At 60.9% G+C, this 22,739-nt stretch carries 19 protein-coding genes; 7 read left to right on the top strand and 12 right to left on the bottom strand.

Annotated features, from left to right (window positions below; translation table 11 throughout):
* Window positions 1-225: 225 nt before the first annotated feature.
* The 4 genes from PQU92_RS09985 to PQU92_RS10000 form a co-directional block, all read right to left on the bottom strand.
* The gene (locus PQU92_RS09985; RefSeq protein WP_272748076.1) at window positions 226-1,545 is read right to left on the bottom strand and encodes an NCS2 family permease; all 1,320 of its coding nucleotides are present in this window, start codon (window positions 1,543-1,545) and stop codon (window positions 226-228) included.
* 322 nt (window positions 1,546-1,867) lie between these two features.
* Window positions 1,868-2,779 carry a 5'-methylthioadenosine/S-adenosylhomocysteine nucleosidase gene (locus PQU92_RS09990; RefSeq protein WP_272748077.1) on the bottom strand — a complete coding sequence of 304 codons (912 nt, stop codon included), beginning with the start codon at window positions 2,777-2,779 and terminating at the stop codon, window positions 1,868-1,870.
* A 58-nt stretch (window positions 2,780-2,837) separates the two neighbouring features.
* Complete coding sequence (locus tag PQU92_RS09995; protein WP_272748078.1) at window positions 2,838-4,817, bottom strand: methyl-accepting chemotaxis protein; 1,980 nt, start codon at window positions 4,815-4,817, stop codon at window positions 2,838-2,840.
* 137 nt (window positions 4,818-4,954) lie between these two features.
* Complete coding sequence (locus PQU92_RS10000; protein WP_272748079.1) at window positions 4,955-5,131, bottom strand: hypothetical protein; 177 nt, start codon at window positions 5,129-5,131, stop codon at window positions 4,955-4,957.
* Between the two features lie 227 nt (window positions 5,132-5,358).
* Here PQU92_RS10000 and PQU92_RS10005 point away from each other — a divergent pair, with 227 nt between their 5' ends.
* Window positions 5,359-5,562 (top strand): hypothetical protein, encoded by a 204-nt coding sequence (locus tag PQU92_RS10005; RefSeq protein ID WP_272748080.1) that lies wholly within the window; start codon window positions 5,359-5,361, stop codon window positions 5,560-5,562.
* A gap of 86 nt (window positions 5,563-5,648) precedes the next feature.
* Here PQU92_RS10005 and PQU92_RS10010 read toward each other — a convergent pair whose 3' ends face one another.
* Window positions 5,649-6,602, bottom strand: a complete 954-nt coding sequence (locus PQU92_RS10010) for an EF-hand domain-containing protein (RefSeq protein ID WP_272748081.1) — start codon at window positions 6,600-6,602, stop codon at window positions 5,649-5,651.
* 443 nt (window positions 6,603-7,045) lie between these two features.
* Between PQU92_RS10010 and PQU92_RS10015 the strand changes: the two genes are divergently transcribed.
* Together PQU92_RS10015 and PQU92_RS10020 are read left to right on the top strand one after the other, a co-directional pair.
* A complete protein-coding gene (locus PQU92_RS10015) occupies window positions 7,046-7,801 on the top strand; it encodes an EF-hand domain-containing protein (RefSeq protein ID WP_272748082.1) in 756 nt (251 codons plus the stop codon).
* 318 nt (window positions 7,802-8,119) lie between these two features.
* Window positions 8,120-8,878: a prephenate dehydrogenase/arogenate dehydrogenase family protein gene (locus PQU92_RS10020; RefSeq protein ID WP_272748083.1), complete on the top strand. Its 759-nt coding sequence runs from the start codon at window positions 8,120-8,122 to the stop codon at window positions 8,876-8,878.
* 340 nt (window positions 8,879-9,218) lie between these two features.
* Here the strand turns inward: PQU92_RS10020 and PQU92_RS10025 are convergent, their stop codons facing one another.
* On the bottom strand, window positions 9,219-11,003 hold the full coding sequence (locus PQU92_RS10025) for a cation:proton antiporter domain-containing protein (protein WP_272748084.1): 1,785 nt from the start codon (window positions 11,001-11,003) through the stop codon (window positions 9,219-9,221).
* 449 nt (window positions 11,004-11,452) lie between these two features.
* Between PQU92_RS10025 and PQU92_RS10030 the strand changes: the two genes are divergently transcribed.
* Window positions 11,453-13,594 (top strand): M13 family metallopeptidase, encoded by a 2,142-nt coding sequence (locus PQU92_RS10030; protein ID WP_272748085.1) that lies wholly within the window; start codon window positions 11,453-11,455, stop codon window positions 13,592-13,594.
* Window positions 13,595-13,824: 230 nt separating this feature from the next.
* On the opposite strand, the gene PQU92_RS10035 is transcribed toward PQU92_RS10030, so the two are convergent.
* Both PQU92_RS10035 and PQU92_RS10040 read right to left on the bottom strand, forming a co-directional pair.
* Complete coding sequence (locus PQU92_RS10035) at window positions 13,825-14,259, bottom strand: helix-turn-helix domain-containing protein (protein WP_272748086.1); 435 nt, start codon at window positions 14,257-14,259, stop codon at window positions 13,825-13,827.
* 110 nt (window positions 14,260-14,369) lie between these two features.
* Window positions 14,370-14,606 (bottom strand): hypothetical protein, encoded by a 237-nt coding sequence (locus tag PQU92_RS10040; RefSeq protein ID WP_272748087.1) that lies wholly within the window; start codon window positions 14,604-14,606, stop codon window positions 14,370-14,372.
* Window positions 14,607-14,927: 321 nt separating this feature from the next.
* Between PQU92_RS10040 and PQU92_RS10045 the strand changes: the two genes are divergently transcribed.
* A complete protein-coding gene (locus PQU92_RS10045; protein WP_272748088.1) occupies window positions 14,928-15,554 on the top strand; it encodes a TetR/AcrR family transcriptional regulator in 627 nt (208 codons plus the stop codon).
* 350 nt (window positions 15,555-15,904) lie between these two features.
* On the opposite strand, the gene hisS is transcribed toward PQU92_RS10045, so the two are convergent.
* Window positions 15,905-17,416, bottom strand: a complete 1,512-nt coding sequence (gene hisS / locus PQU92_RS10050; RefSeq protein WP_272748089.1) for a histidine--tRNA ligase — start codon at window positions 17,414-17,416, stop codon at window positions 15,905-15,907.
* Window positions 17,417-17,528: 112 nt separating this feature from the next.
* Here hisS and PQU92_RS10055 point away from each other — a divergent pair, with 112 nt between their 5' ends.
* Window positions 17,529-18,056, top strand: a complete 528-nt coding sequence (locus tag PQU92_RS10055) for a hypothetical protein (protein ID WP_272748090.1) — start codon at window positions 17,529-17,531, stop codon at window positions 18,054-18,056.
* A 34-nt stretch (window positions 18,057-18,090) separates the two neighbouring features.
* Here PQU92_RS10055 and PQU92_RS10060 read toward each other — a convergent pair whose 3' ends face one another.
* From PQU92_RS10060 to ubiG, 3 genes are all read right to left on the bottom strand, one after another.
* A complete protein-coding gene (locus tag PQU92_RS10060; protein ID WP_272748091.1) occupies window positions 18,091-19,113 on the bottom strand; it encodes a DUF4167 domain-containing protein in 1,023 nt (340 codons plus the stop codon).
* A gap of 377 nt (window positions 19,114-19,490) precedes the next feature.
* The gene (gene prmC, locus PQU92_RS10065) at window positions 19,491-20,369 is read right to left on the bottom strand and encodes a peptide chain release factor N(5)-glutamine methyltransferase (protein WP_272748092.1); all 879 of its coding nucleotides are present in this window, start codon (window positions 20,367-20,369) and stop codon (window positions 19,491-19,493) included.
* Between the two features lie 147 nt (window positions 20,370-20,516).
* Entirely contained in the window at window positions 20,517-21,323 is an 807-nt protein-coding gene (ubiG, locus tag PQU92_RS10070) for a bifunctional 2-polyprenyl-6-hydroxyphenol methylase/3-demethylubiquinol 3-O-methyltransferase UbiG (protein ID WP_272748093.1), read from the bottom strand.
* Between the two features lie 146 nt (window positions 21,324-21,469).
* Here ubiG and PQU92_RS10075 point away from each other — a divergent pair, with 146 nt between their 5' ends.
* Complete coding sequence (locus tag PQU92_RS10075; RefSeq protein WP_272748094.1) at window positions 21,470-22,726, top strand: aspartate kinase; 1,257 nt, start codon at window positions 21,470-21,472, stop codon at window positions 22,724-22,726.
* The last annotated feature ends 13 nt before the right edge of the window (window positions 22,727-22,739 follow it).

The raw sequence follows: 22,739 nt of genomic DNA on the forward strand, positions 1-22,739 counted from the left end.
GGCAAGTGTATATTCATCCTTCCCCGTTTACGGGGCCAGAGAGCACTTAACATCCTTCCCCGTTTACGGGGAAGGTGGCGCTGAGCAAAGCGAAGTGACGGAAGGGGGGACCACAGATACCCCAAACACCATCGGTCCTCGTTGAAACGCCGCATCCCCCTTCCGACGTCCAAACGCTTCGCGCTTGTCCGCCACCTTCCCCGTAAACAGGGAAGGATGCAAGGCCTACCCCGCGCTCAGATAGATAAAGCGGAACACGAACAACCCCGCCAGCACCAGCAACATCCAGTCGCCCAGACGCGCCTGACCGCGCAGGAGCTTGATCACCGCATAGGCCGTGATCCCGAAGGCCAGACCATTGGCGATGGAAAAGGTGAGCGGAATCCCGATCAGGATCAGGAAGGCCGGAACCGAGACCAGCGGATCCTCCCACTCGATTTCGCGTAAGGGCGCCATCATCATCGCACCCACAATGATCAAAGCCGGAGCGGTCGCGGCGGCGGGGATGACCTGCGCATAGGGCGCGAAGAACATGACGATCAGGAACAACAACCCCGTCACCACGGCGGTCAGACCGGTGCGGCCGCCCTCGGACACGCCCGCCGCGCTTTCGATATAGGAGGTGACGGTCGAGGTCCCCATCACTGCCCCCGCCATTGAGGCAACCGAGTCGGTAAACAGGATGCGGTTGAGGCGCGGGATCGTGCCGTCGGGCTTCATCAGACCGGCTTTTTTCGACACCCCCACCAACGTCCCCACATTGTCGAAAAGGTCGACGAACAGGAAGACGAAGACGATCTCTAAGATACCGAACCCGGTCTTGCCAATATCGAGCGCTGCCGGAATATCGAGCGCGAAGGCCGTCGCCGTCAGGTCCGACAGATTATAGGGCTGCGGCGTGTAGGTCACCATACCCAGTCCCCAGCCGATAGCGGCGGTGGCCAGAATGCCGATCAGCACGGCGCCCTTGACGCGCCACGCATTGAGAATGGCGATGATCAGAAGCCCGCCCAAGGCCAGCGCCGGAACCGGCGATTTCAGATCGCCTAAGCCGACCGTCGTCGCGGGATTGGCGACGATGATCCCCGCTTCCTTGAGGCCGATAAAGGCGATGAACAGGCCGATCCCGCCCGCCACCGCAGCGAACAACGGTTTGGGGATGGCGTTGACGATCATCTGCCGCACGCCACCAAGCGTCAGCAGCAGGAAACAGACGCCGGACAGGAACACACAGCCGAGTGCCGTCTGCCACGGCAGGCCCATGCCCTTGACGACGGTGAAGGTGAAATAGGCGTTCAACCCCATGCCCGGCGCCATGGCCAGCGGGTAGTTGGCAACCAGCCCCATCAGGATCGAGGCAAACGCCGCCGACGCACAGGTCGCGGCGGCGACGGCGGCCAGCGGCATCCCCGTCTGCGACAGGATGGCCGGATTGACCAGCACGATATAGGCCATGGTCAGGAAGGTGGTGAACCCGGCCATGACCTCGGTGCGGACCGTGGTGCCCTGCGCCGTCAGACCGAAATACTTATCGAGAAACCCCATGATCGTCCCCACACGCAAACGCGGATATTAGCGCCCAAGGTTTGGTCTTCCGCAAGCTGAAAGTTCGGTATGCAACGAGGGCCCCCACCACCACATCTAGCGCTTCGCGCTTCGCGCTTCGCGCGTCGTGCGGTCCCCCTCCCCGACCTCATCAATTATGCTGAAACTTTTGCGCTGAGGTCAGGGAGGTATGAAAAGAGAGGTATTTCTGAATCATACCTCCCCAGCTTGCTGGGGAGGGGGACCGCACGAGCGAACGCAGTGAGTGAGATGTGGTGGTGGGGGCCCTTATTGTGCGCAATATGAGCCCCACGACAACTTACTAAGGCAGCGCCCGGATGAACCGGCACACCACCGCCGCCGAATTTTCCGCCGCCAGCGTCATGAATACCGCCATCTGATTGGCGTGCTCGTCGCCCCCCGCCAGATCAGACAAGCTGCGGAACACGATGAACGGCACGCCATTGGCAAAGGCGACCTGCGCCACTGCCGCACTTTCCATATCGGTGACGCGCGCGGTATATACCCGGTGCAGATAGTCGCGGTAATCGGCATTATCGACAAAGGCCGACGACGACACCCCCTCACCGCCGACATGCAGCTTCGGGCGGTGCGCAAGGCACTGGCCGTCCCGGGTGCACCACGCCAGTTCGCTCTGTTCCAGCTTTGCGGCCACCGCCAGCAGGGCCGGATCGGCATCGAACCAGACCTTCGGTTTGGCCGCCTCCGCCGCGCTGCCGACCACCACCGAATTGGGAATCATCATGCCATGGGCCGCCATACCGTCGGGCGCCCAGGTCAGCCAGTCCGGCCTGACATACCCCTTGTCGGTCTTGCGCCCCATGATCGTCTCCAGCGACTGGGCCCAGCGTGCGGGCACCACCACATCGCCGATATTGAGCGCCGGATCGATCCCCCCCGCTATGCCGGAAAAGACGATGCGTCCGACCTGAAACCGGTCGATCAGAATCTGCGTCGTCATGGCGGCATTGACCATCGACATGCCGGACATGGCCAGCACCACGGGCTTACCTTCCAGCGTCCCGGTCACATAGCTCATACCGTTGATGCTATAGGTCTTCGCCCCTTCAAGCCGCCCGATCAGAGCCTGCCATTCGGGTTCGAACGCCGACAGGACCGCGATGCGCGGCGTCGTATCCAGCCGCGAAGCCGCCTGTGCCTGTGTCATCATCATCCCCATCAAGACCAGCCAGAGGCTCAGTATGCGTGCCATCGCCAAACCTTTCGCAATCGCGAAACGCTAACCTGCGACCGCGCGCCCGGCAATCCCATTATGCAGCATAGACGCCGCTGGCCGCTTCCAAGAACCGCACGCCGATCTCGCCCTTGCCCCGACGGGCGATGCGGCAGCGGCGGCGGCCCGGCTCATCGACGACCTCCAGATCGAAGACCTCGGGCAGGTGCTGATGGTCGGCCAGAATCAGCTTGGCGCCGCTTTTCGACAGATTGCGCAGCGAGCAGTTGACCGAGCCGCCGTGCGGCAGGATCAGGCGCGCCGGCTTGGCCGTGCGCACGCGGGCGTCGAAGCGGCGCTCCTCCATGCCGATGATCCAGTCGTCGAGATTGCGCCCGATATCGGCCACGCCGCCGGCCGCCACGTGCATATTGGCGGAAATTTCCTGCGTCACGGCGCTCTGTTCCTGGATCGAACCCGTCGCCGTGTCAACGAAGCCCTGAACCTCGTCGATGGCGGCCGTGATCGATTCCAGCGCGCCGACGACCTGATCGGACAGGGTCTGCATCCCGGCGATTTCGCTGGAAATGCGCGTCGTGGCGGCGCTGGTCTGGGCCGCCAGCACCTTGACCTCGTTGGCGACGACGGCAAAGCCGCGACCGGCCTCACCGGCGCGCGCCGACTCGATGGTGGCGTTGAGCGCCAGCAGGTTGATCTGACCGGCGACCTGCGCGATCAGTTGCACCACGCCGTCCATAGATTGCGCCGCCTGACGCATTTCGCCGGTCGAACGCCCCGCCGCGCTGGTGCGTGCATGGATCTGGTCGACGGCCTCCTTGGTGCGCAGCATGCCGCTGGCGATATCGCTGACCGAGGCGTTCATTTCCTCGGCAGCGGCAGCGACGGTTTCGACATTGTTGAGCGTGTCTTCGGCGGCTTCGACGGCGCGTGAGCGGGCGCCCATGCTGGCGGTGATGTCGGTGGCGTATTTGACGACCTTGACCGGGCGGCCATTGGCGTCGAGGATCGGATTATAGGTCGCCTGAAGCCAGATCAGTTTCCCGCCCTTGCCGAAGCGCTGATAGATGGCCGACAGGGCTTCGCCGCGCCCCAACCGCTCCCAGAAGACGCGGTATTCGTCGCTGGTGGCGTAATGCTTCGCCACGAACAGACGGTGGTGCTGGTCCTTGATCTCGGGCAGGCGGTAACCGGTCGCGGTCAGGAAGTTCTCGTTGGCATCGATGATCGTGCCATCCAGACGGAACGAAATGACGGCCTGGGTCCGGTTGATGGCGGCGATCTGACCTTCGTAGTCGGCGTTGCGACGCTTTTCGGCGGTGACGTCGGTGGCGAACTTGACGACCTTCACTGGGCGGCCGCTGTCGTCGAGGATCGGGTTATAGGTGGCGCGAATCCATACTTCGCTATGCCCCTTGCCGATGCGACGGAATTCACCGGCCTGAAACTCGCCGCGACGCAGCGCCGCCCAGAAATCGGCATAGGCCGCCGAGGCCGCATCCTCAGGCGTCAGGAACATACGGTGATGATGGCCGGCGATCTCGCTCAGGCCATACCCCATGGCGCCGAGGAAATTGTCGTTGGCGTCGAGGATGGTGCCGTCCATATTGAACGAGATAACGGCCTGCGACCGCTGGATGGCGGCGATCTGACCGGCATCGCTGAGCGCGCGGTGCTTGTCGGCGGTGATATCGGAGGCGATCTTGACGATGCGCGTCACGCGACCGCGCGAATCTACTACCGGATTATAGGTCGCCTGCAACCAGATTTCGCGTTCGTTTTTCGCGACCCGGCGGAATTCGCCTTCCTTGAACTGCCCGGCGCGCAACGACGCCCAGAACGACCGGTAGGCATCGCCGTCGGCCTCGCCATCCGGCATGAACATGCGGTGCGGCTTGCCGATCACTTCGGCGGCACTGTAGCCCATGGTCTTGAGGAAATTGTCGTTGGCCTCAAGCAGCCGGCCATCGGTATCGAAACTGACCACCGCCATCGACTGATCGATCGCGCGTTGAAGCGCCGCATTGCGGTTGAACGAGGCAGGGGTCCACAGGGGCATGGGCGCGCTCCATACGCATACTACTTAGAGGTGTGGATAAGATTGCCCGGTTCGGTAAATTTACACTTAACCTGAACACCGTGGTGTAGGCCCTGCACAAAAAAAGCGGACCCGAAGGCCCGCATATGGGTTACCAACTACCGGTCCTGCTGGTTACCCGAATGGATTGTATTGATCTTCGTATTGGCCGACTGGCCCTTCTGATCCGGATTGACCGAGGTATCGGCGATGTGCGGATCGGCATTGGTCGCGTGAGCGTCCGACGGCCCGTTCGGGCTGCGACTGGCCGGAGGGATGGGCGGTAAATGGCTCATAGGGATACGCCTTTGACGAAACGGGAGCATAGCCGCGGCAGGCGTAAGCGCGCGATAAGGTCCCCGAGCCGAGACCTAAAGCTTTGATCGAAATCGGGTTTTATGACTCAGAGCCCAAATGAAAATAAAGAGGCAATAGGAAAGCGGTTCCAAAAAAGATTAACCTGTTATAAACAGGCCGCTCGTACCCTGAGATCACCTGTTCCCCCGTTGAGCGAGACGCGTATATGTCCTTTGCCCAAAAACTGCTGCTGCCGCGCAAGATCATGATCGCCGCCTGGGTCATGGTCGCCACCCTCTGGCTGGCCATCGCCGTCGAGCATTTCAGTGCCGTGCAGACCCTGCCCTTCGTCAAGACGGTCTTCTTCTATCTGCTGCTCGACTATGTGTGGGCCTCGCTGTCGCGCGAGTGGTCGAACAGCGAGTCCTGACGCCTAAGGCAGCCTCTGATACGGAAAAAGAGCGGGCCTTCTGTCCCGCTCTTTTTTAGTTTTCGACCCGTCTGCGGTCTTCGGGTTTACGCCGCCACCGAGGTCGTGGTGGTGGTCGTCTGGTCCGCGATGACGCTGGCCATGGACTGCATCCAGCGGCTGGTCAGGGCCGCGAACTTGGCAGCGGTCGCATCGCTGCCGGAAGTGCTATCAGAAGCGCTGTCGGCTTGTGTCGGTGCGCCTTGCGGCGGCGGCGGGCCATTGGCGCGCATCTGCTCATCGAAGCTCGACTTCTCCGTCTCGGTCACCGAACCGTCGCCATCGGAGTCCATGGCCGAGAACAGTTCTTCGATCTTGGACGTGTCGCCGCTTTCGTCGGTGCCGGACGCCGCCATCATTTCGTCTAGGCTGACCGTGCCGTCCTGATTGGTGTCCAGAGCGTCGAAGCTTTGAGCGCCGCCCCCCATACCGCCTGCGCCCTGAGGGCCGCCCGGACCGCCCGGCGGCGGGCCGTTGGCGCGCATCTGCTCATCGAAGCTCGACTTCTCCGACTCGGTCACCGAACCGTCGCCGTCAGCATCCATAGCCGAGAACAGTTCCTCGATCTTCGACGTGTCACCGCTTTCGTCGGTGCCGGACGCCGCCGTCATTTCGTCGAGGCTGACAGTGCCGTCTTCGTTGGTGTCGAGTTCGTCGAAGGTTTGCGGCGCGCTGCCGCCCTTCGCCCCGCCCATCGGCGGCGGCCCACTCTGACTTGCTTCCTGGGCCTGCAACATGCTGCCCATGGTCCCGGAGGCGATCTGGGTCTGGAGGTAACTTACGCTTTCCTCTTCGGTCACCGAACCATTGCTGTCGGTGTCCATGCTGGCGAAGCGCTTGGCCACCGACGCCGCGTCTTCGGTCTTGCCCGTCTTGCTGGTGGGGGCACCGGAGGTCATTTCCTCCAGCGTAATGCCGCCGTCGCTGTTGGCGTCGATTTTGGAAAAAATCTTCGCCTGCATTTGCGCCAAGGCGGCCGCAGATGTCGATCCGATCTGCATAATCCATCTCCTTTTACAAAGTTCGTCAACAGGACGAACCCCACATGAAGATGTTCTTATTGTTAATGATGTATTGAATTAACACTCATTTCTTAAATGAAACGAGAAAGACATATTTTAAACTTTAATCATGCCTGATTTAATTTACACTATATCATAAAAAATACAAATCAAGAGCTTTTTGCTTACCGGCAAAAATTGCCTTGCTTGGCGCGAGCGCAACATCCTTCCAATTTAAAGCCCATTTTTTTGTCGCGCATTTGATTCCAAAAACCGTTGCACACTTTTTGGAATGCGCTCTTTTTGTTTTCGCGCATTTGATTCCAAAAACCGTTGCACACTTTTCGGAATGCGCTCTATGTCATTGCCGCCATATTCCAACCATGTAAAAAGCACATATGGACTTCAAATAAGCGTCCAATATATCCGGCGGGAACCTCCTTATGACGACCAAAACCTTCTTCTGCGCCAGCCTTTTCGCTCTGGCTTTTGCGGCGCCCGTGCTGGCGCAGCCGGGGCCTCCGGGCGGCGGGCAGGGACGCCCGAACATGGGCCCGCCGCCGTCGGGCGAACAAGGCCCCAAGGCCGACGGCCACACGGTCGGTCAGGCGGTGTTTTTCAGCCCGTCGGGCGAAGTGTTCAAGGCCCCTCTGAAAGACCCCTACCCGACGGCGGTCTGGTTCGCCGCGGCGGACACGGATAAGGACGGCGCCTTGTCGCGCGACGAATTCATGAACGACGCCCTGCGCTTTTTCGCCATCGTCGACCGCGACGGCAAGAAGGTGATTACCTCACAGGACAACAGCCATTACGAAGCCGTTCTGGCGCCGGAAATCGCCGGTTTCAGCCCGCTGGTCGCCCAGCCGAAGAACCCGCGCCGCGCCGAGGACGAAGGCGACAAGGAGGCCGCCCAGAACCGCTACGTGAAACGCGTCGTCGGCGCCGCGCAGTTCAGCCTGATCAACGAACCGCAGCCGATCCGCAACGCCGACACCAATTTCGATTTCCGCATTACGGTCGACGAATGGATCAATGCGACCGGCCAGCGCTTCGACATGCTCGATGCCAATAAGGACGGCAAGCTGACCCTGGCCGAACTGCCCAAGACGCCGCTGCAGCGCGGTCTGGAGCAGCGCGCCGTCGAACGCGAGAAGGAAAAGAAGAAAGGCGGCGGACTGTTCGGCGGCAAAAGAGAATAGATTACCGCTTTCAACTTGAACTTTGCTTGCCGTCGATGCCGAACAACCGGTGTCGGCGGCACTTTATTTAGTAACAAAAGAAACGTCTTCCGATTTAAGAACGAATGCAACCGGTTTGTTTGCAAAAGCAACGACAGGTTCGTGCAAATTTTTGCCACGACACGCAAGATATTTGCAAAACCACCCTCATTTTCTGCAAATTCCATCTAATTATGCGCGGGTTTGGCGTTTAATGTCGCACACCTGTTTAGAACATGCTACTTCGCGTCCCTTCCAAAAAAGCTGGCCAAACAGCTATCTAAAAAGCGACGTGACGTGGTGAAAAAAGTTCACAAACTGGGTTTGTTCGGGTTAGGCGCCTTCGGCCGCCTCATCGTGCGTCATCTGGCGCCCTATTTCGACATCCTGGCTTATGATCCGTCCCCCGAAGCGAAAGCCTATGCCAAACGGCACAATGTCTCGCTGGTCTCGCTGGAAGAAGCCGCCGGCTGCAAGGTCGTGATCCTCGCCACGCCGATCCGTACGCTGAAGGAACTGGCGACGAAGATCGGGCCGCACGTGCCGCTGGACGGCCTTGTCATCGACGTCGGCTCGGTCAAGGTCAAGCCCGCGGCGTGGTTACAGGAGGCCCTGCCGCCGCAGGTTTCAATCCTGTGCACCCACCCCTTGTTCGGCCCGCAGTCGGCGAAATACGGCATCCACGGCATGGAAATCGTCGTTTGCCCGGTGCGCGTGCGTCACCTGAAACCCATCGTGCAGTTCTTCGAGCGGACGCTGGACCTCAAAGTCTCGCTGGCGACGCCGGAAATCCACGACCGCGCCCTGGCCGCCGTGCAGGGCCTGACGCACATGATCGCCAAGGTCCTGAGCGGCCTTGAGCCTCTGCCGCGCGTCCACACCACGCGTTCCTACGACCTGATGATGCAGGGCGTCGGCCTCGTGCAGGGTGACTCGGACGAACTGTTCATGTCGATCGAGCGCGACAATCCGTTTGCCGCCGAAATCCGCAAGCGCTTCTTTGCCGAGATCGACGGTCTGCGCGACCGGCTGGAAGCCCACAGCCACGCGGCGGATTAAGATTTTTTGACCACGAAAAGCACGAAAAACACTAAAAATTCATCGCGTTGAATCTTTGCGCGAAGCGCCTTAACATATGCACAGCCGCTAATGATTTAGGGCGCTTCGCGCAGGAATTTAAGCGCTCTCTTTTTAGTGTTTTTCGTGCTTTTCGTGGTCAAATCTTCTTATCTTATGAAGGCCCGATTGCGAGCAATTACATCAGCCGCTGACACAACTTTGTAGGACTCCTCAGGCGCTGCAAAAGCATGAGTCAATTCCACTTTCAATTGCTCGAAAGCCAATTCATCGACCTCGACATTCTTACAGACGGTTTTAGGCGTTTTACGTGACATAAAACCTATGCCTCCCCCGCCACCTTGCGTAACGTCGAGCGCAGGATACGCGGCACGTGGCCGTCCGGCGCGTATTTGAGCAGGTCCTTGCGGAACTCGTCGCGCTTTTCGTGGATCGAGGCCAGGACCAGCCCCATCGGCACCCCCAGATCGACCAGCGTGTTTTCCGCCAGTTGCAGCGACGCCTCGATGGTTTCCGGTACGGCGTCTGTGACCCCCAGACCGTAGAGCTTCTCCGCGTGGCGGGCGTCTCTGGCCCGCGCGATCAGACCGACATCGGTACGCACCGTGCGCACCGCCGCCACCACGTTATCGGTAAAGATGGCGTTCGACACGGTGATGACCACCGCCCGCACATTGTCCAGCCCCATACGCCTGAGCATTTCCGGATGCGAGGCGTCGCCGTACCAGGCTTCGACGCCTTCACGCCGGGCGCGCGAGGTCACCTTCGGATTGGCGTCGATCACCGCGAACGAAATATCGTGCCGCCGCAGCATATCGACCACCAGCTCTCCGACGCGGCCATAACCGACCACCAGCACGTCGACCTTTTCGGATACCTGAGACGGGGCTTCAGCGGGTGCTGCTTCGGCGGTCGCAGATTTGCGATTGACCTTGCCGCCCAGCATGGCCAGCGCCGGGACCATGAACATCGAGACGATGGCCGAGACGATCACCGCGTGGCCGAAACCGGAACTGACCAGATTACGCCCTATGGCCTCGTCGATGATGACGAAGGCGAATTCCCCGGCGGGTGCCAGCACGGCAGCAGCCTCCAGTGCGCCGCGCCAGCTCAGGCCGAAGCCGCGCGCGATCGGGGCTACGACCGCGATCTTGATGGCGATCAGGGCGAAGGCGAAACCCAGCACCAGCACCGGCTGGGCCATGACGATGGCGAAGTCGAGCCGCGCGCCCACCGTGACGAAGAACAGGCCGAGTAGCAGGCCCTTGAACGGCTCGACCATCATTTCGATTTCGCGACGGTACTCGGTTTCCGCCAGCAGCAGCCCGGCGATAAAGGCCCCTAAGCCCATGCTCAACCCGGCCCAGACGGCCAGTTGTCCGGATACCAGCACGACGAGGAAACAGGCAGCCATGAAGATTTCCGCGCTCTTGGCCAGCGCCGCCGAACGGAACAAAGGCCTGAGCAACAGGCGCCCGCCGATGACGATCAGGCCGATGGCGAGGATGGCGGGGATAAGCGCCAGCAGGCCGCTGATGCCGAAGGAATCCGTGCCCGAAGCCAGGACGATGACCGTGACCATGATCGGGGCGACGGCCAGATCCTGCGCCAGCAGAACGGCGAAGACGCTGCGCCCCGTCGCCGTATGCAGGCGCTTGCGTTCGGCCATGACCGGCATGACCATCGCCGTCGAGGACAGGGCCAGCCCCATCGCCACGGCCACCGCGCCGCCGACCCCGCGCCCCAGCAGCAGAAACAGCCCGGTCAGCACCGCGGCGCAGATGACGATTTGCAGCGCCCCCAGTCCGAAGACCATCCGCCGCATGGCCTTGAGGCGTTCCCAGGTCAGTTCCAGCCCGATGGCGAACAGCAGGAAGACGACCCCCAGCTCGGCGAGCTGATGCACGTCCTCGGTCTGGGAAATGGTGAACATCGATACGAAGGGCACGTGGTCTTCGAGCCGCCCCAGACCGAACGGCCCCAGAAGCGCGCCGACCAGCAGAAAGCCGAGCACCGGCGACACGCGAAAGCGATGGAAAAAGGGAACAAAAACCGCTGCGGCGATCAGAAAGGCGATACCCGACGAGCTGGTGCCTGACGTCGCCACGTGTGCGGCGGTTCCTTCCGGTAGCAAACCCATCGGCAACGCGAATATTCCTTATAAAATATGGTTGAAATTCCCCTATTCCGTAACCTGCGGCATAGCTTCTGATTATGAAAGAAATTTTATGAGACGAACGCAAAAAAATGCGTCATGGTGCCGCGTCGTTTCAAATGAGCCTATTTTTCACTGGGAACGACACCACTACTTTTACAGCCTGTATAAGCCGCCCTTAATACTCCCCTACTCTGTGGGGGAGGTGGATTTTTGAGCGTCAGCTCAAAAAGACGGTGGGGGGCCTTGCGAAGGATCAACCCGCACCGCGCGTTGAACGTCCCAAAGGCCCCCACCACCGCATCTAGCGCTTCGCGCGTCGTGCGGTCCCCCTCCCCGGTACACCGGGGAGGTATGAAAGGTGTCTCAACAGTTCCTTCATCACCAATTCCGGACAGACCATGCGTACACGTTTCCCACTGCTCGCTACCACCGCCCTGGCCCTCAGCCTCGTTACCCCCGCCCTTGCACACGCCGATGAGCGTCGCTGCCTCGACGAGATGTGCTTCTACCAAAGCCTGCCCACCGTCGATGCCCTGCTGTCGGGTGCCGGTGCGGATGGCACAGAACCGGGCGGCGTCAATTCGACGGTCGCGCGCACCTTCGGCACCTGGGGCGTCGACCTCAAGGGCATGGACACCTCCGTCAACCCCGGCGACGATTTCTTCCGCTACGTGAACGGCAAGGCCGTCGACGCCATCGTCATCCCCGACGATCGCACCTCGTGGGGGGCCTTTGCCGAGCTGCGCAACCTGTCGGACAACCGCCTGAAGGTCATTATCGACGATCTGTCGACGAAACAGGGCCTGACCGGCGACGAAAAGAAGATCGCCGACTTCTATAATTCGATGATGGACACGAAGGCGCGCAACGCGCTCGACGTCGCCCCCCTGGCCCCGACGCTGGCCAACATCCGCAATATCAAGACCAAGGGCGAGATGGCCGCCTATATGGGCCAGACTTCGGGCAAGTTCGGCGCCTCGATCTTCGGTCCGTCGATCAATGCCGACCAGAAGAACCCCGGCATCAACATCCTGTACGTGTCGCAATCAGGCCTCAGCCTGCCGGACCGCGACTACTATCTGAAGGACAGCTTCGCCGCCAAGAAGACGCTCTACGAAGCCTATGTCACCGACGTCCTGCGCATGGTCGGCTATCCGAACGCCGCTCAGGCGGCCAAGGACATCGTCGCCTTCGAAACGAAGATCGCCGAGGCCTCATGGTCGCGCATCGAAAACCGCGACGACAACAAGACCTACAACCCGATGACGATCAAGGAAATCGCCGCATCGTCGCCGGGCTTTGACTTCGTTACCTTCTTCAAGGCCTCGGGCCTCGACAAGGCCGAGAAGATCGTCGTGTCGCAAAACACCGCCTTCCCGAAGATCGCCAAGATCTACGCCGACACGCCGCTGGAAACGATCAAGGCGTGGCAGACCTTCAAGACCGTCGACGAAGCCGCGCCCTACCTGTCGGACCGTTTCTCGACGCGTCAGTGGGAGTTCCGTTCGCGCGACCTGAGCGGTGCCAAGGTGCAGCGTCCGCTGTGGAAGCGCGCCCTGTCGGTCACCGACGGCGCCATGGGCGAAGCGCTCGGCCGCGAATACGTCAACCGCTACTTCCCGGCGGAATCCAAGACCATGATGCAGGGCCTTGTCGCGGACCTGAAAACCGCCATGGGCAAGCGCATCGACGGTCTGACCTGGATGAGCGCAGAGACCAAGGCCAAGGCGCACGAGAAGCTGAACAAGTTCGGCGTCAAGATCGCCTATCCGGACAAGTGGAAGGACTATTCCAAGCTGGAGGTGAAGGCCGACGACCTGTACGGCAATATAGTCCGTAACTCGCAGTTCCGCTGGAACGAGCGTCTGGCCAAGCTCAACAAGCCGGTCGATCCGCTCGAATGGGGCATGACGCCGCAAACCGTCAATGCCTACTATTCGCCGACGCGTAACGAGATCGTCTTCCCCGCCGCCATCCTGCAACCGCCCTTCTTCGACCCGAAGGCCGATCCGGCGGTCAATTACGGCGCCATCGGCGGCGTCATCGGCCACGAAATCACCCACGGCTTCGACGATCAGGGCCGCAAATCGGACGGCGACGGCGTCCTGCGCGACTGGTGGACGGCAGAGGACGGCGCCAAGTTCGACGCTCAGGCCAAGATTTTCGGCGCGCAGTACGACACCTACGAGCCGCTTCCCGGCGCGCATGTGCAGGGCGGCCTGACCATGGGCGAGAACATCGCCGATCTGGGCGGCGTGCTGATGGGCCTCGAAGCCTACCGCCTGTCGCTCAAGGGCGCTGAGGCCCCGGTGCTCGACGGTATCACCGGCGATCAGCGCGTCTTCCTGGGCTTTGCACAGGTCTGGGCGACCAAGTACCGCGACGACGCCCTGCGCGCGCAGGTCGTTTCCGACCCGCATTCGCCGGGCATGTTCCGCGTCATCGGCCCGATGCGCAATATCGACGACTGGTACAAGGCCTTCAACGTCAAGGACGGCAAGTACTACCTGAAGCCGGAAGATCGCGTCCGCATCTGGTAAGATATCCATTATACCTCCCTGCCTTTGGCGGGGAGGGGGACCGCACGAACAGACGAAGTCGGTGAGATGTGGTGGTGGGGTGTCTTTCTCGGGCACAATATATCCGTAGAAAGAACACCCCACCCGTCATCGCTCCGCGATGCCACCCTCCCCGCACTGAAGTGCAGGGAGGTATAAGTAAAAAAGCCCTCCGGTTTGTGCCGGAGGGCTTTTTTCATTGCGGCGACAGATCAGTCTTCGTCCAGTTCCGCCAGCGACCGGACCAGTTCCAGCACCTTGCGGCGCTGCTTTGCCGACCGGATACGCGGAAAGGCCTCGGCCAGTTCAATGCCTTCGCCCGACATCAGGAACGCGTGCACGGCCTGTTCGCTATGCGATTCGCTGAACCCCTCGGTCTCGTTCGCGCCGAAGCCTTCGAAGTAATAGGCCACCGGCGTTTTCAGGACATGCGAAATCTCATAGAGCTTCGACGAACTGATGCGGTTGGTGCCGCGCTCGTATTTCTGGACCTGCTGGAAGGTCAGGCCGATCTGGTCGGCCAGCGCCTCCTGACTGAGGCCGAGAAATTTGCGGCGCATGCGCACACGGGCACCGACGTGGATATCAACGGGATTAGGCGCCTTGTCATCTACGGACACCGGCGCATTCTTAACAGGCGAATTCATTCTGTACTCATACCAATTTGCGACACATTACGCGTGCCTTACGGTTGCACTGCAAGTGCTACGCCGTTATACGCGAAAATGCCGATTCTGGATGACACAGATATGTGAATTCAGCGTTTATGCGATGAGGCGACACCGATCAGGCGCAGCACGATCCCCGTCGCCAGCACAGCCCCGCCGATTTCCGCCTGCACCAAATAGCGGTCCATATGACCGAACAGGTCGTTGGCGGGCGAAACGCCGTGCTGAAACCTGGCCAGCACCCCATAGACCATCAGTACCGGCGCCAGGGCCAGCCCACCGCCGGCCAGCATGATCGTACGCGCAGAATTTTGAAAACGAACCATGACAAACATCCTGTTTGTTTGAAGAACCGCGCCCTGAACAGCCCGCGCGTGTGGCTCAGAAAAGCGCATCCCCAAAAGTGTGCAGCGGTTTTGGGAATCAGATGCGCGACTAAGAAAGTTCGATTCGGGGAGTTGGGGCGAAACGGCTGGGAACCGTTTCGCCCTCCCCCTCGCTCCGGCCCCCCGGAGGATGAAAGCGTCTTTAACATGGGGACAACATATGTTATGAACGCCGTTCACAATTGTGATGTAGCGCACATTTGAACGACGTTCAATATAAAAATGAACATTGTTCAAAATATTTTTTTTTGAGCACCTGCCTTGACCGATACCCCCCCTGCCTCCGCCGCCAAATCGTCGACCATCAGCCGCCGCCGCGAAGCCCAGTTCGAAGCCCTGATGGAGGCTGCGGAAAAGCGCATCGTGGCCGAGGGGGTTGGCGCCCTGAAGGCCCGCGATCTGGCCGGCGATATCGGCATCGCGCTAGGCGGGCTCTATAATATCGTCGCCGATATGGACGATCTAATGCTGCGGCTGGCTCAACGGACCATGGGGCGGCTCGACGCGGCGCTGGAAGCCGGCGCGACCGTCACCGACGAGCCTGTGGCTCAGCTTCAGGCCATCGCTCTGGCCTATTACGACTTCGCGCGACAAAACCTGCAACTGTGGCGGGCCCTGTTCGAGATGCGCCTGAAAAACCCCGACCTGCCCGAATGGAACGTCGCCGCACAGCTGGGCCTGTTCCGCCACATGAACGGCCCGATGGCGCGCCTGATGCCGGACAAGTCGGAGATGGAACGGACTCTGGTCGCCCGGACCCTGTTTGCCGCCGTGCACGGCATCGCGGTTATCGGGCTGGAAGAACGCCTGATCGCCGTCCCGCCTCAGGCTCTGGCGGCGCAAATCCGCTGGCTGGTGCGCGCCGCGTGCAAGGACGTAGCGAGCTAAAAAATCAACCTTTAGGAAAATTGACAGATGCGTCAGAATTAACTCTGTTAATTCTGACGCATCTGAAATTAGAAAGGCCCGGCAATGGGGGATAATCACACTGCCGGGCCTCTTCTGTTTTATAGAGCGTTTCCTCCCCGAAACGCCGGGAACTGACTTCATCTCTCTGGCGAAGTTCCGTTCTCTTGAGACCAGAGAAAACAGCTTTTTGGTGGCTGTGTCAACGCCTTTTATCGCATTATGTCAAAAATAATCCGGGAGCTTGCGGTTATGTCAAAAAGCTGTAAAGACAGGCTTGATAATTGACAGCGATGTCATTCTTAAGGCAAGGTTAACCCTACGAAAGCCTTTTAACCATTTACGATAGATTTCAGATGGTTAATCGCCTCAGCGCGCGGCAGGGTCACCTGCCCTGGACGCGCTTCGCGCCATTCCTTGTTGTCGGAAATTTTACCGGCCAGTTCACGGCCCTGATCGAGATCCTTGATGGTTACGGTACCATTTGCCATCTCGTCGCCGCCCAGCATGACCACGGCGGGCGACAAACGACGGTCGGCGTATTTCATCTGCGCCTTCATGCCCGAACGGCCGAGATACACCTCGACGGCGAGTCCGGCGGCCCGGATGTCGGCGGCCAGCTTGAAATATTCGCCCATGTCGGCCTCGGAAAAGGCGATGATGACGATGGGGCCGCGCACGGGCTGCACCGCACCGGTTTCCGCCCCAGAATCTGCTAATGCCAGCGCCGCCGCCAGACGCGACACGCCGAACGAGAAGCCCGTCGCCGGAACGCGCTCACCGGTGAACCGCGCCACCAGGTCGTCGTAGCGCCCGCCGCCGCCGACCGAACCGAACTTGACGAGGTTGCCCTTTTCGTCGCGCGTCTCCATCAGCAGCTCGGCCTCGAACACCGCGCCGGTATAGTATTCCAGCCCGCGCACGATCGACGGATCGAACAGGGCTTCCGATTCGGCCACACCGAGACCGGCCAGCGCCGTCGAAATGCGCGACAGGTCTTCAAGCCCCGCCTGCCCTTCCGGCGAATTGGCCAGCACGGCGGCGAGTTTGTCCAGCACCGCACCGCGTTCGGCCTGACCGCCCGACGCGTCACGACCGGCAGCGACGAAGCTCAGCACGGCCGCAATGGCCGCGTCGTTGAGGCCCGCACCCTTGGTGAAATCGCCCGACTCGTCCTTGCGCCCGCCGCCGAGCAGCAGTTGCACGCCCTCAAGCCCCAGACGGTCCAGCTTGTCGATGGCGCGCAGGACGCCCATCTGCTGACCGGCGCTGTCGACGCCGAGCGACGCCAGAAGCCCGTTGAGCAGCTTGCGATTATTGATGCGCAGCACGGTCGGCAGGGCATTGGCCTTGAACCCCGCGACGGCCAGGGCGATGATTTCGGCATCGGCTTCCGGGCGATCCGTGCCCACCGTGTCGGCGTCGCACTGCATGAATTCGCGCAGGCGACCCGGCCCCGGCTTCTCATTGCGCCACACCGGCCCGAAGGCGTAGCGGCGGAAGGGCTTGGGCAGGGTCTCCCAGTTCTGCGCCGCGAACCGCGCCAACGGTGCCGTGTGGTCGTAACGCAGCGCCATCCACTGATCATCGTCGTCCTGCAGCGAGAAGACGCCGACGTTCGGGCGGTCGGCGTCGGGCAGGAACTTGCCCAGCGCGTCGGCATATTCAAACGCCGAGGTCTGCAGCGCCTCGAAGCCGAAGTCTTCATAGACCTTCGACACATTGGCGATCAGCTTGCGCTCGATAGCGATCTGCGACGCGCGCTTGTCGGCAAAGCCGCGCGGGGCCCGCGCTTCGGGGCGGAAATCGGTGAATTCGGCGGTGTTGGGGGCGTTTTCGGTCATGCTGCGCGATTAAAGCAAACGCGGGCGGGAGACAAGACCCACGACGGCGGCTTGCCAAAAAGCATAGTGACGATACTTTGCATCGCTAAGTTAATTTGGGGGAAGCGGGCCCATGTATGCGACCTTTACGGATCGGTTTACCCAGCGCCCGCAAGGTCGGTTGGAATTATGGCTGCCCGTCCTGATAATCATTGCCATGCTTCATGGACTGGGTTTGTGGCACGCTCAGGTCAACAGCCGGTACGAACTGGAACATGAGTCCACGTTTTGTCCCTCCCACCCTCTGTTTTTCCCCACCATTATATCTCCGCCGCGTCCTGTTGATGCCGCGATAGAGGTTCGTCCTCCCATAAGCGTCAAATCGTCTGTCGAGCCTTTACCCGCCCTGACCTTCCTGAAACGGCCCAATGATGCCGAGGCCCGGCAGGCGCTCGGGCAAACCACCCTGACAGGTTCGCAACGCGTGACCTTATTCTGCAAGGTGGAAAGCGACGGGCGTCTGTCCGCCTGTCGTTCGCTAACGCGGCCTGACGACCCCTTGGGCGATATCACCGCGCACCTGTTCGAACAGCACACGCAACTGGCCGCGCCATACCCGCCGTCACGGCAGGTCTTCGTGCATTACGACTGGAAGTCATAAAAAAAGCGCCCCGTTGCCAGAGCGCTTTCTTGTTTTAGGCCTCGTCGGCACCGACTTCCTGAGCCAGAGCGTCTTCCGGCTTCTTGCGGCGGGCGCGGGGCTTTTTCGGTGCCGCCTCCTCCGAAGCGGCTTCGGCGTCGACCGGCGCGCTGACCGGCGTCGGGGTGCGCAGAAAGGCCGGCAGGTGCGAATGATCGTCGGCCTCAGCGACCGGGGCGGTCCGGGCGCGCGGCGCGCGGGCAGGCTTCGGCGCCACCTCAACCGGCGCTTCGGCGGCAGGCGCAATCGGCGTGGCTTCCGGTGTCACGACGTCGAAACCGGCCACATTGACCTCAGCGGCGTCCGGTGCGGCGGCGCTAAACGGCTCGGTCGAGGCGATAACCTGTTCCTGCTCGTTCAGGCGTTGCAGACGGCGACGCTCATAGCGCTCGCGACGGCTTTCGCGGCGACCACCGCCCTCGCCTTCGCCACCCTCACGGGCCACGAATTCGCGCGGTTCGCGTTCCGGGCGGTCGTTATTATTGCGATCACGGTTGTTGCGGTCGTCGTTGTTACGGTCGCGGTTATTGCGCTCGTAGCGGTCGTTGTTGTTCCGGTCACGGTCGCGATTGCCGTTGTTGCGATCATTGCGCTCACCGTTGTTACGGTCGCGGTCGCGACGGTTCTCGTAACGCGGCTGATCGTCGCCGCCCTCGGCGTCCGGCTGTTCGCTGTCGGTCTCAGCCTGTTCCTGAACCGGTTCGCCGTCCAGTTCTTCGTCGAAGTCGAAGCCGGTCGAGAACGGATCGCGTTGCAGGAACTCCGCCACCGGGCGGTTCGGCTGCATCTGACGGATCAGGCGGAAATAGTGTTCGGCGTGCTGAAGATAGTTTTCGGCCAGAACCCGGTCGCCCGACGAATTGGCGTCGCGGGCCAGCTGCTGATACTTTTCGTAGATGGTCTGCGCATTACCGCGCACCTTCGTCGTATCGGGGCCGTTCGATTCGTAGGCGCGATTCGGGTTGTTATTCTGCTGATTGCCAGTGGGTTTGCGATTGCGGCTACGTTGCCGTTTCATACCCCGAAAATCTTTCATGTGATGTAACCGTATGCAGGCCCCGCCTCAAACGCGCGGGTGCGAATTAATTATGTTGCACAAGGCCGGAAGGCGTTTTGTCCGGTGCGGGCCTTGGAATCTGGAGGTGTGTTCTGAGCGTAAGCCGTTTTATGAGGTTTTTGCTGCGGATGCCTTTGCGGGCCTGTACCGGGCTGTAGCCCCCCTCACAGGCACTCAGGGTCTCTGCATCGAGCCTGAACAAACGCGTTCAAACACATCCTTTGGGGCGGACGTAACCGTCCGGCCGTCGAACCATAATTGCAGGAGACATACTAGTGTTAGCCGCAAACGCGCCGGTTTCCAAGCAAAATTTTCGCAAACCGGCGCGCCGAACCAAATTACAGACCAATCTTGGTGCCGACGACGATACGCGGCTGATCGGACAGGTCCTTATAGGTGACCACATTGAAGAAACCGGCCTTTTTCATCAGGCCTTCGACGGCGTCGGCCTGATCGTAGCCGATCTCGACCCATGCCCCGCCGCCCTTTTTCAGGATGCGGTAGAGGTCGGGGATCAGGTCCACATAGGCATCCAGCCCCGATTCGCCGCCATCGAGCGCCAGCATCGGGTCGTGGTCCTTGACTTCGGGTTCCAGCGTCGGGATGACGTGCGACTGGATATAGGGCGGGTTCGACGCCACGTAATCGAAGCTTTCGTCGTCCAGTCCCGACGCCCACGAGGTCCGCAGGAAGGCCGCCCGACTGCCTATACCCAGATTGGCGGCATTGTCGCGCGCCACGGCCAGCGCCTCTTCGGACACGTCGGTGCCGAGGCCCTTGGCGGCGGGACGCTCGCTAAGGATCGACAGCAGGATGGCGCCGGAGCCGACGCCGAGGTCGGCCACGGTAAAGGCCTGATCCGGAGTCGTCGTCTTGAGGATCATGTCGACCAGACACTCGGTTTCGGGCCGCGGCACCAGCACGTCGGGCGTCAGGTTGAGCAGCAGCTTCCAGAAGCCCTTGCGGCCGAGGATACGCGCCACGGGGACACGCTTTTCACGGCGGCTGAGATAGTCGTCGAGCGTGGCGTTCTGTTCCGGCGTGATCAGCTTGTACGGATCGGTGATGATGTCGGTGCGCGTAAAGCCGGTCGCGGCTTCGAGCAGCAGGCGCGCATCGATAGCGGGCGAGTCGATGTGGGCGGCCTTGAGACGCTTCTGCGCGCCGTTCCAGGCTTTGACGAGGGTCAGGTCGGTGGTGTTTGAGGTATCGGTCATGGCACTTCTAACCCCCTCTCCCCTGCGGGGAGAGGGTTGGGGTGAGGGGGAAACGGTTGCAGCAGGCCCCCTCACCCAGCGCTAAAGCGCCACCCTCTCCCCCCCCGAAAGTCGAGAATGGGGGAGAGGCGAAGGGACGCAAGGGAGCTACAATAAATCCCGTCTGGCGACGATCATATAGTTGACGCCGGTATCGTTTGAAAGGGCCCAGCGCGCAGTGATCGGGTTATAACTCACACCCACCGCCGGATCGGGGCTCACACCGGTGTCGCTTAGGAACCCTTCGATCTCTTCGGGTTTCAGGAACTTGTTCCAGTCATGCGTCCCCTTCGGCACCCATTGCAGGATATATTCCGCCGCCACAATACCCAGCGCATGGGCCTTCAAGGTTCGGTTCAGCGTCGCCACAAACAGCAGACCGCCCGGCTTGACCAGAGAGGCGCAGGTTTTCAGGAAGCTTTCCGGGTCGTTGACGTGCTCGATGACCTCCATGGTCAGAACGACGTCGAAACCGTCTTCGCCCGACGCCGCAAGCTGTTCGACCGTCTGCGCCATGTAGCGGATATCGAGCCCGCCCTGCGCCGCATGGGCCCTGGCCGTACCGATATTCTTTTCTGACGCGTCAAGGCCGGTGACCTCGAACCCCATACGTCGCATGGGTTCGGACAACAGCCCGCCGCCACAGCCGATATCGATCAGCCTCAAGCCTTCAAAGGGCTTCAACGCATAGGGATCGCGCTGGAAATGGTCCTGCACCGTCTCGCGGATAAAGCTGACGCGGGTCGGGTTGAATTTGTGCAGCGGTGCGAATTCGCCCTTCACGTCCCACCACTTGGCGGCCAGCGCCGAAAAGCGCGCCACGTCTTCGGCGTCGATACTCGGTCCGGCGGGCGCTTCCAGCAATTCAGTGTCATTTGTAACTGATTTTGCAGGTTTTTTTGCCGGATCGGCCATGAGACAGCTCCAAAATCGTATCTGAACGCCCGAAATAGCCCAAAAAGCGCCCTCCGTGTGCGATTTTTTCGCAAAAAAGCTTCACAGTCCGGTGCAGGAGCTTTAAAGCGGGCGCGATTTTAGTGCTTTAAGAAAGAGACACACAGATGACGCGCTTGGTGATGAAGTTCGGCGGCACCTCGATGGCCGACCTTGAACGCATCCGCAGGGCCGCCCGCCTGGTGGCCGCCGAAGCCGACGCCGGCCATAAGGTCGCGGTGGTCGTTTCGGCCATGTCGGGCAAGACGAACGAACTGGTGGCGTGGACCGACGGCGCCGGTAAGGCTTCCGGCAAAGCGATTGAAGGCGACGACGAATACGACGTGGTCGTGGCGTCGGGCGAGCAGGTGACCGCCGGTCTTTTGTCGATGACGCTCCGCAATATGGGCTACGACGCCGTGACCATGTTGGGCTGGCAGGTGCCGATCATCACCTCGGACGTGCATGGCAAGGCGCGCATTCTCGACATTCCGCCCGCCAAGCTTGAAACGGCACTCGATGCCGGTCAGATCGTCGTCGTTCCGGGCTTTCAGGGCGTCACCGAGTCGGGCCGCATCACGACGCTGGGCCGTGGCGGTTCGGACACGTCGGCTGTGGCCGTTGCCGCCGCCGTCAAGGCCATCCGGTGCGACATCTATACCGACGTGGACGGCGTCTATACGACTGACCCGCGCGTTGAATCCAAGGCCCGCCGCCTGAAAAAGATTTCCTTCGAGGAAATGCTGGAGATGGCGTCGCTAGGGGCCAAGGTCCTGCAAACCCGCTCGGTCGAGCTGGCCATGGGTCAGCGCGTGCCGGTGCGCGTACTCTCTTCTTTCGTCGAACCCGGCGAAAACGTTGATCAAGGCACCATCGTGTGCGACGAGGATGAAATCGTGGAAAAGCATATCGTTTCCGGCGTGGCCTTCAGCCGTGATGAAGCCAAGATCACCCTACTCGGCCTGCCGAACAAGATCGGCGTCTCCGCCGCCGTCTTCGCCAAGCTGGCCGAAGCCAATATCAATGTCGACATGATCGTGCAGTCGGAAAAGCGCTCGGGCGACTACGCCAACCAGCTTTTCACCGTCGGGCGTCGCGACGCCAAGGCCGCCGCCGATCTGATGCTGTCGGTCAAGGAAGAGATCGGCTTCGACGACATCAAGGTCGATGAAAACGTCGCCAAGGTCTCGATCGTCGGCGTCGGCATGCGCTCGCACACCGGCGTGGCCCAGACCATGTTCCAGGCCCTGTCGGAAAAGGGCATCAATATTCAGGTCATCTCGACCTCGGAAATCAAGATCTCGGTCCTTATCGACGAAGCCTATACCGAACTGGCCGTGCGCGCCCTGCACGCCGCCTATGGCCTCGACAAGATCGGCGCCTAAGTCGCATCTGACC

This window comes from Asticcacaulis aquaticus (assembly GCF_028550415.1).
In the GTDB taxonomy this organism is placed as follows: domain Bacteria; phylum Pseudomonadota; class Alphaproteobacteria; order Caulobacterales; family Caulobacteraceae; genus Asticcacaulis; species Asticcacaulis aquaticus.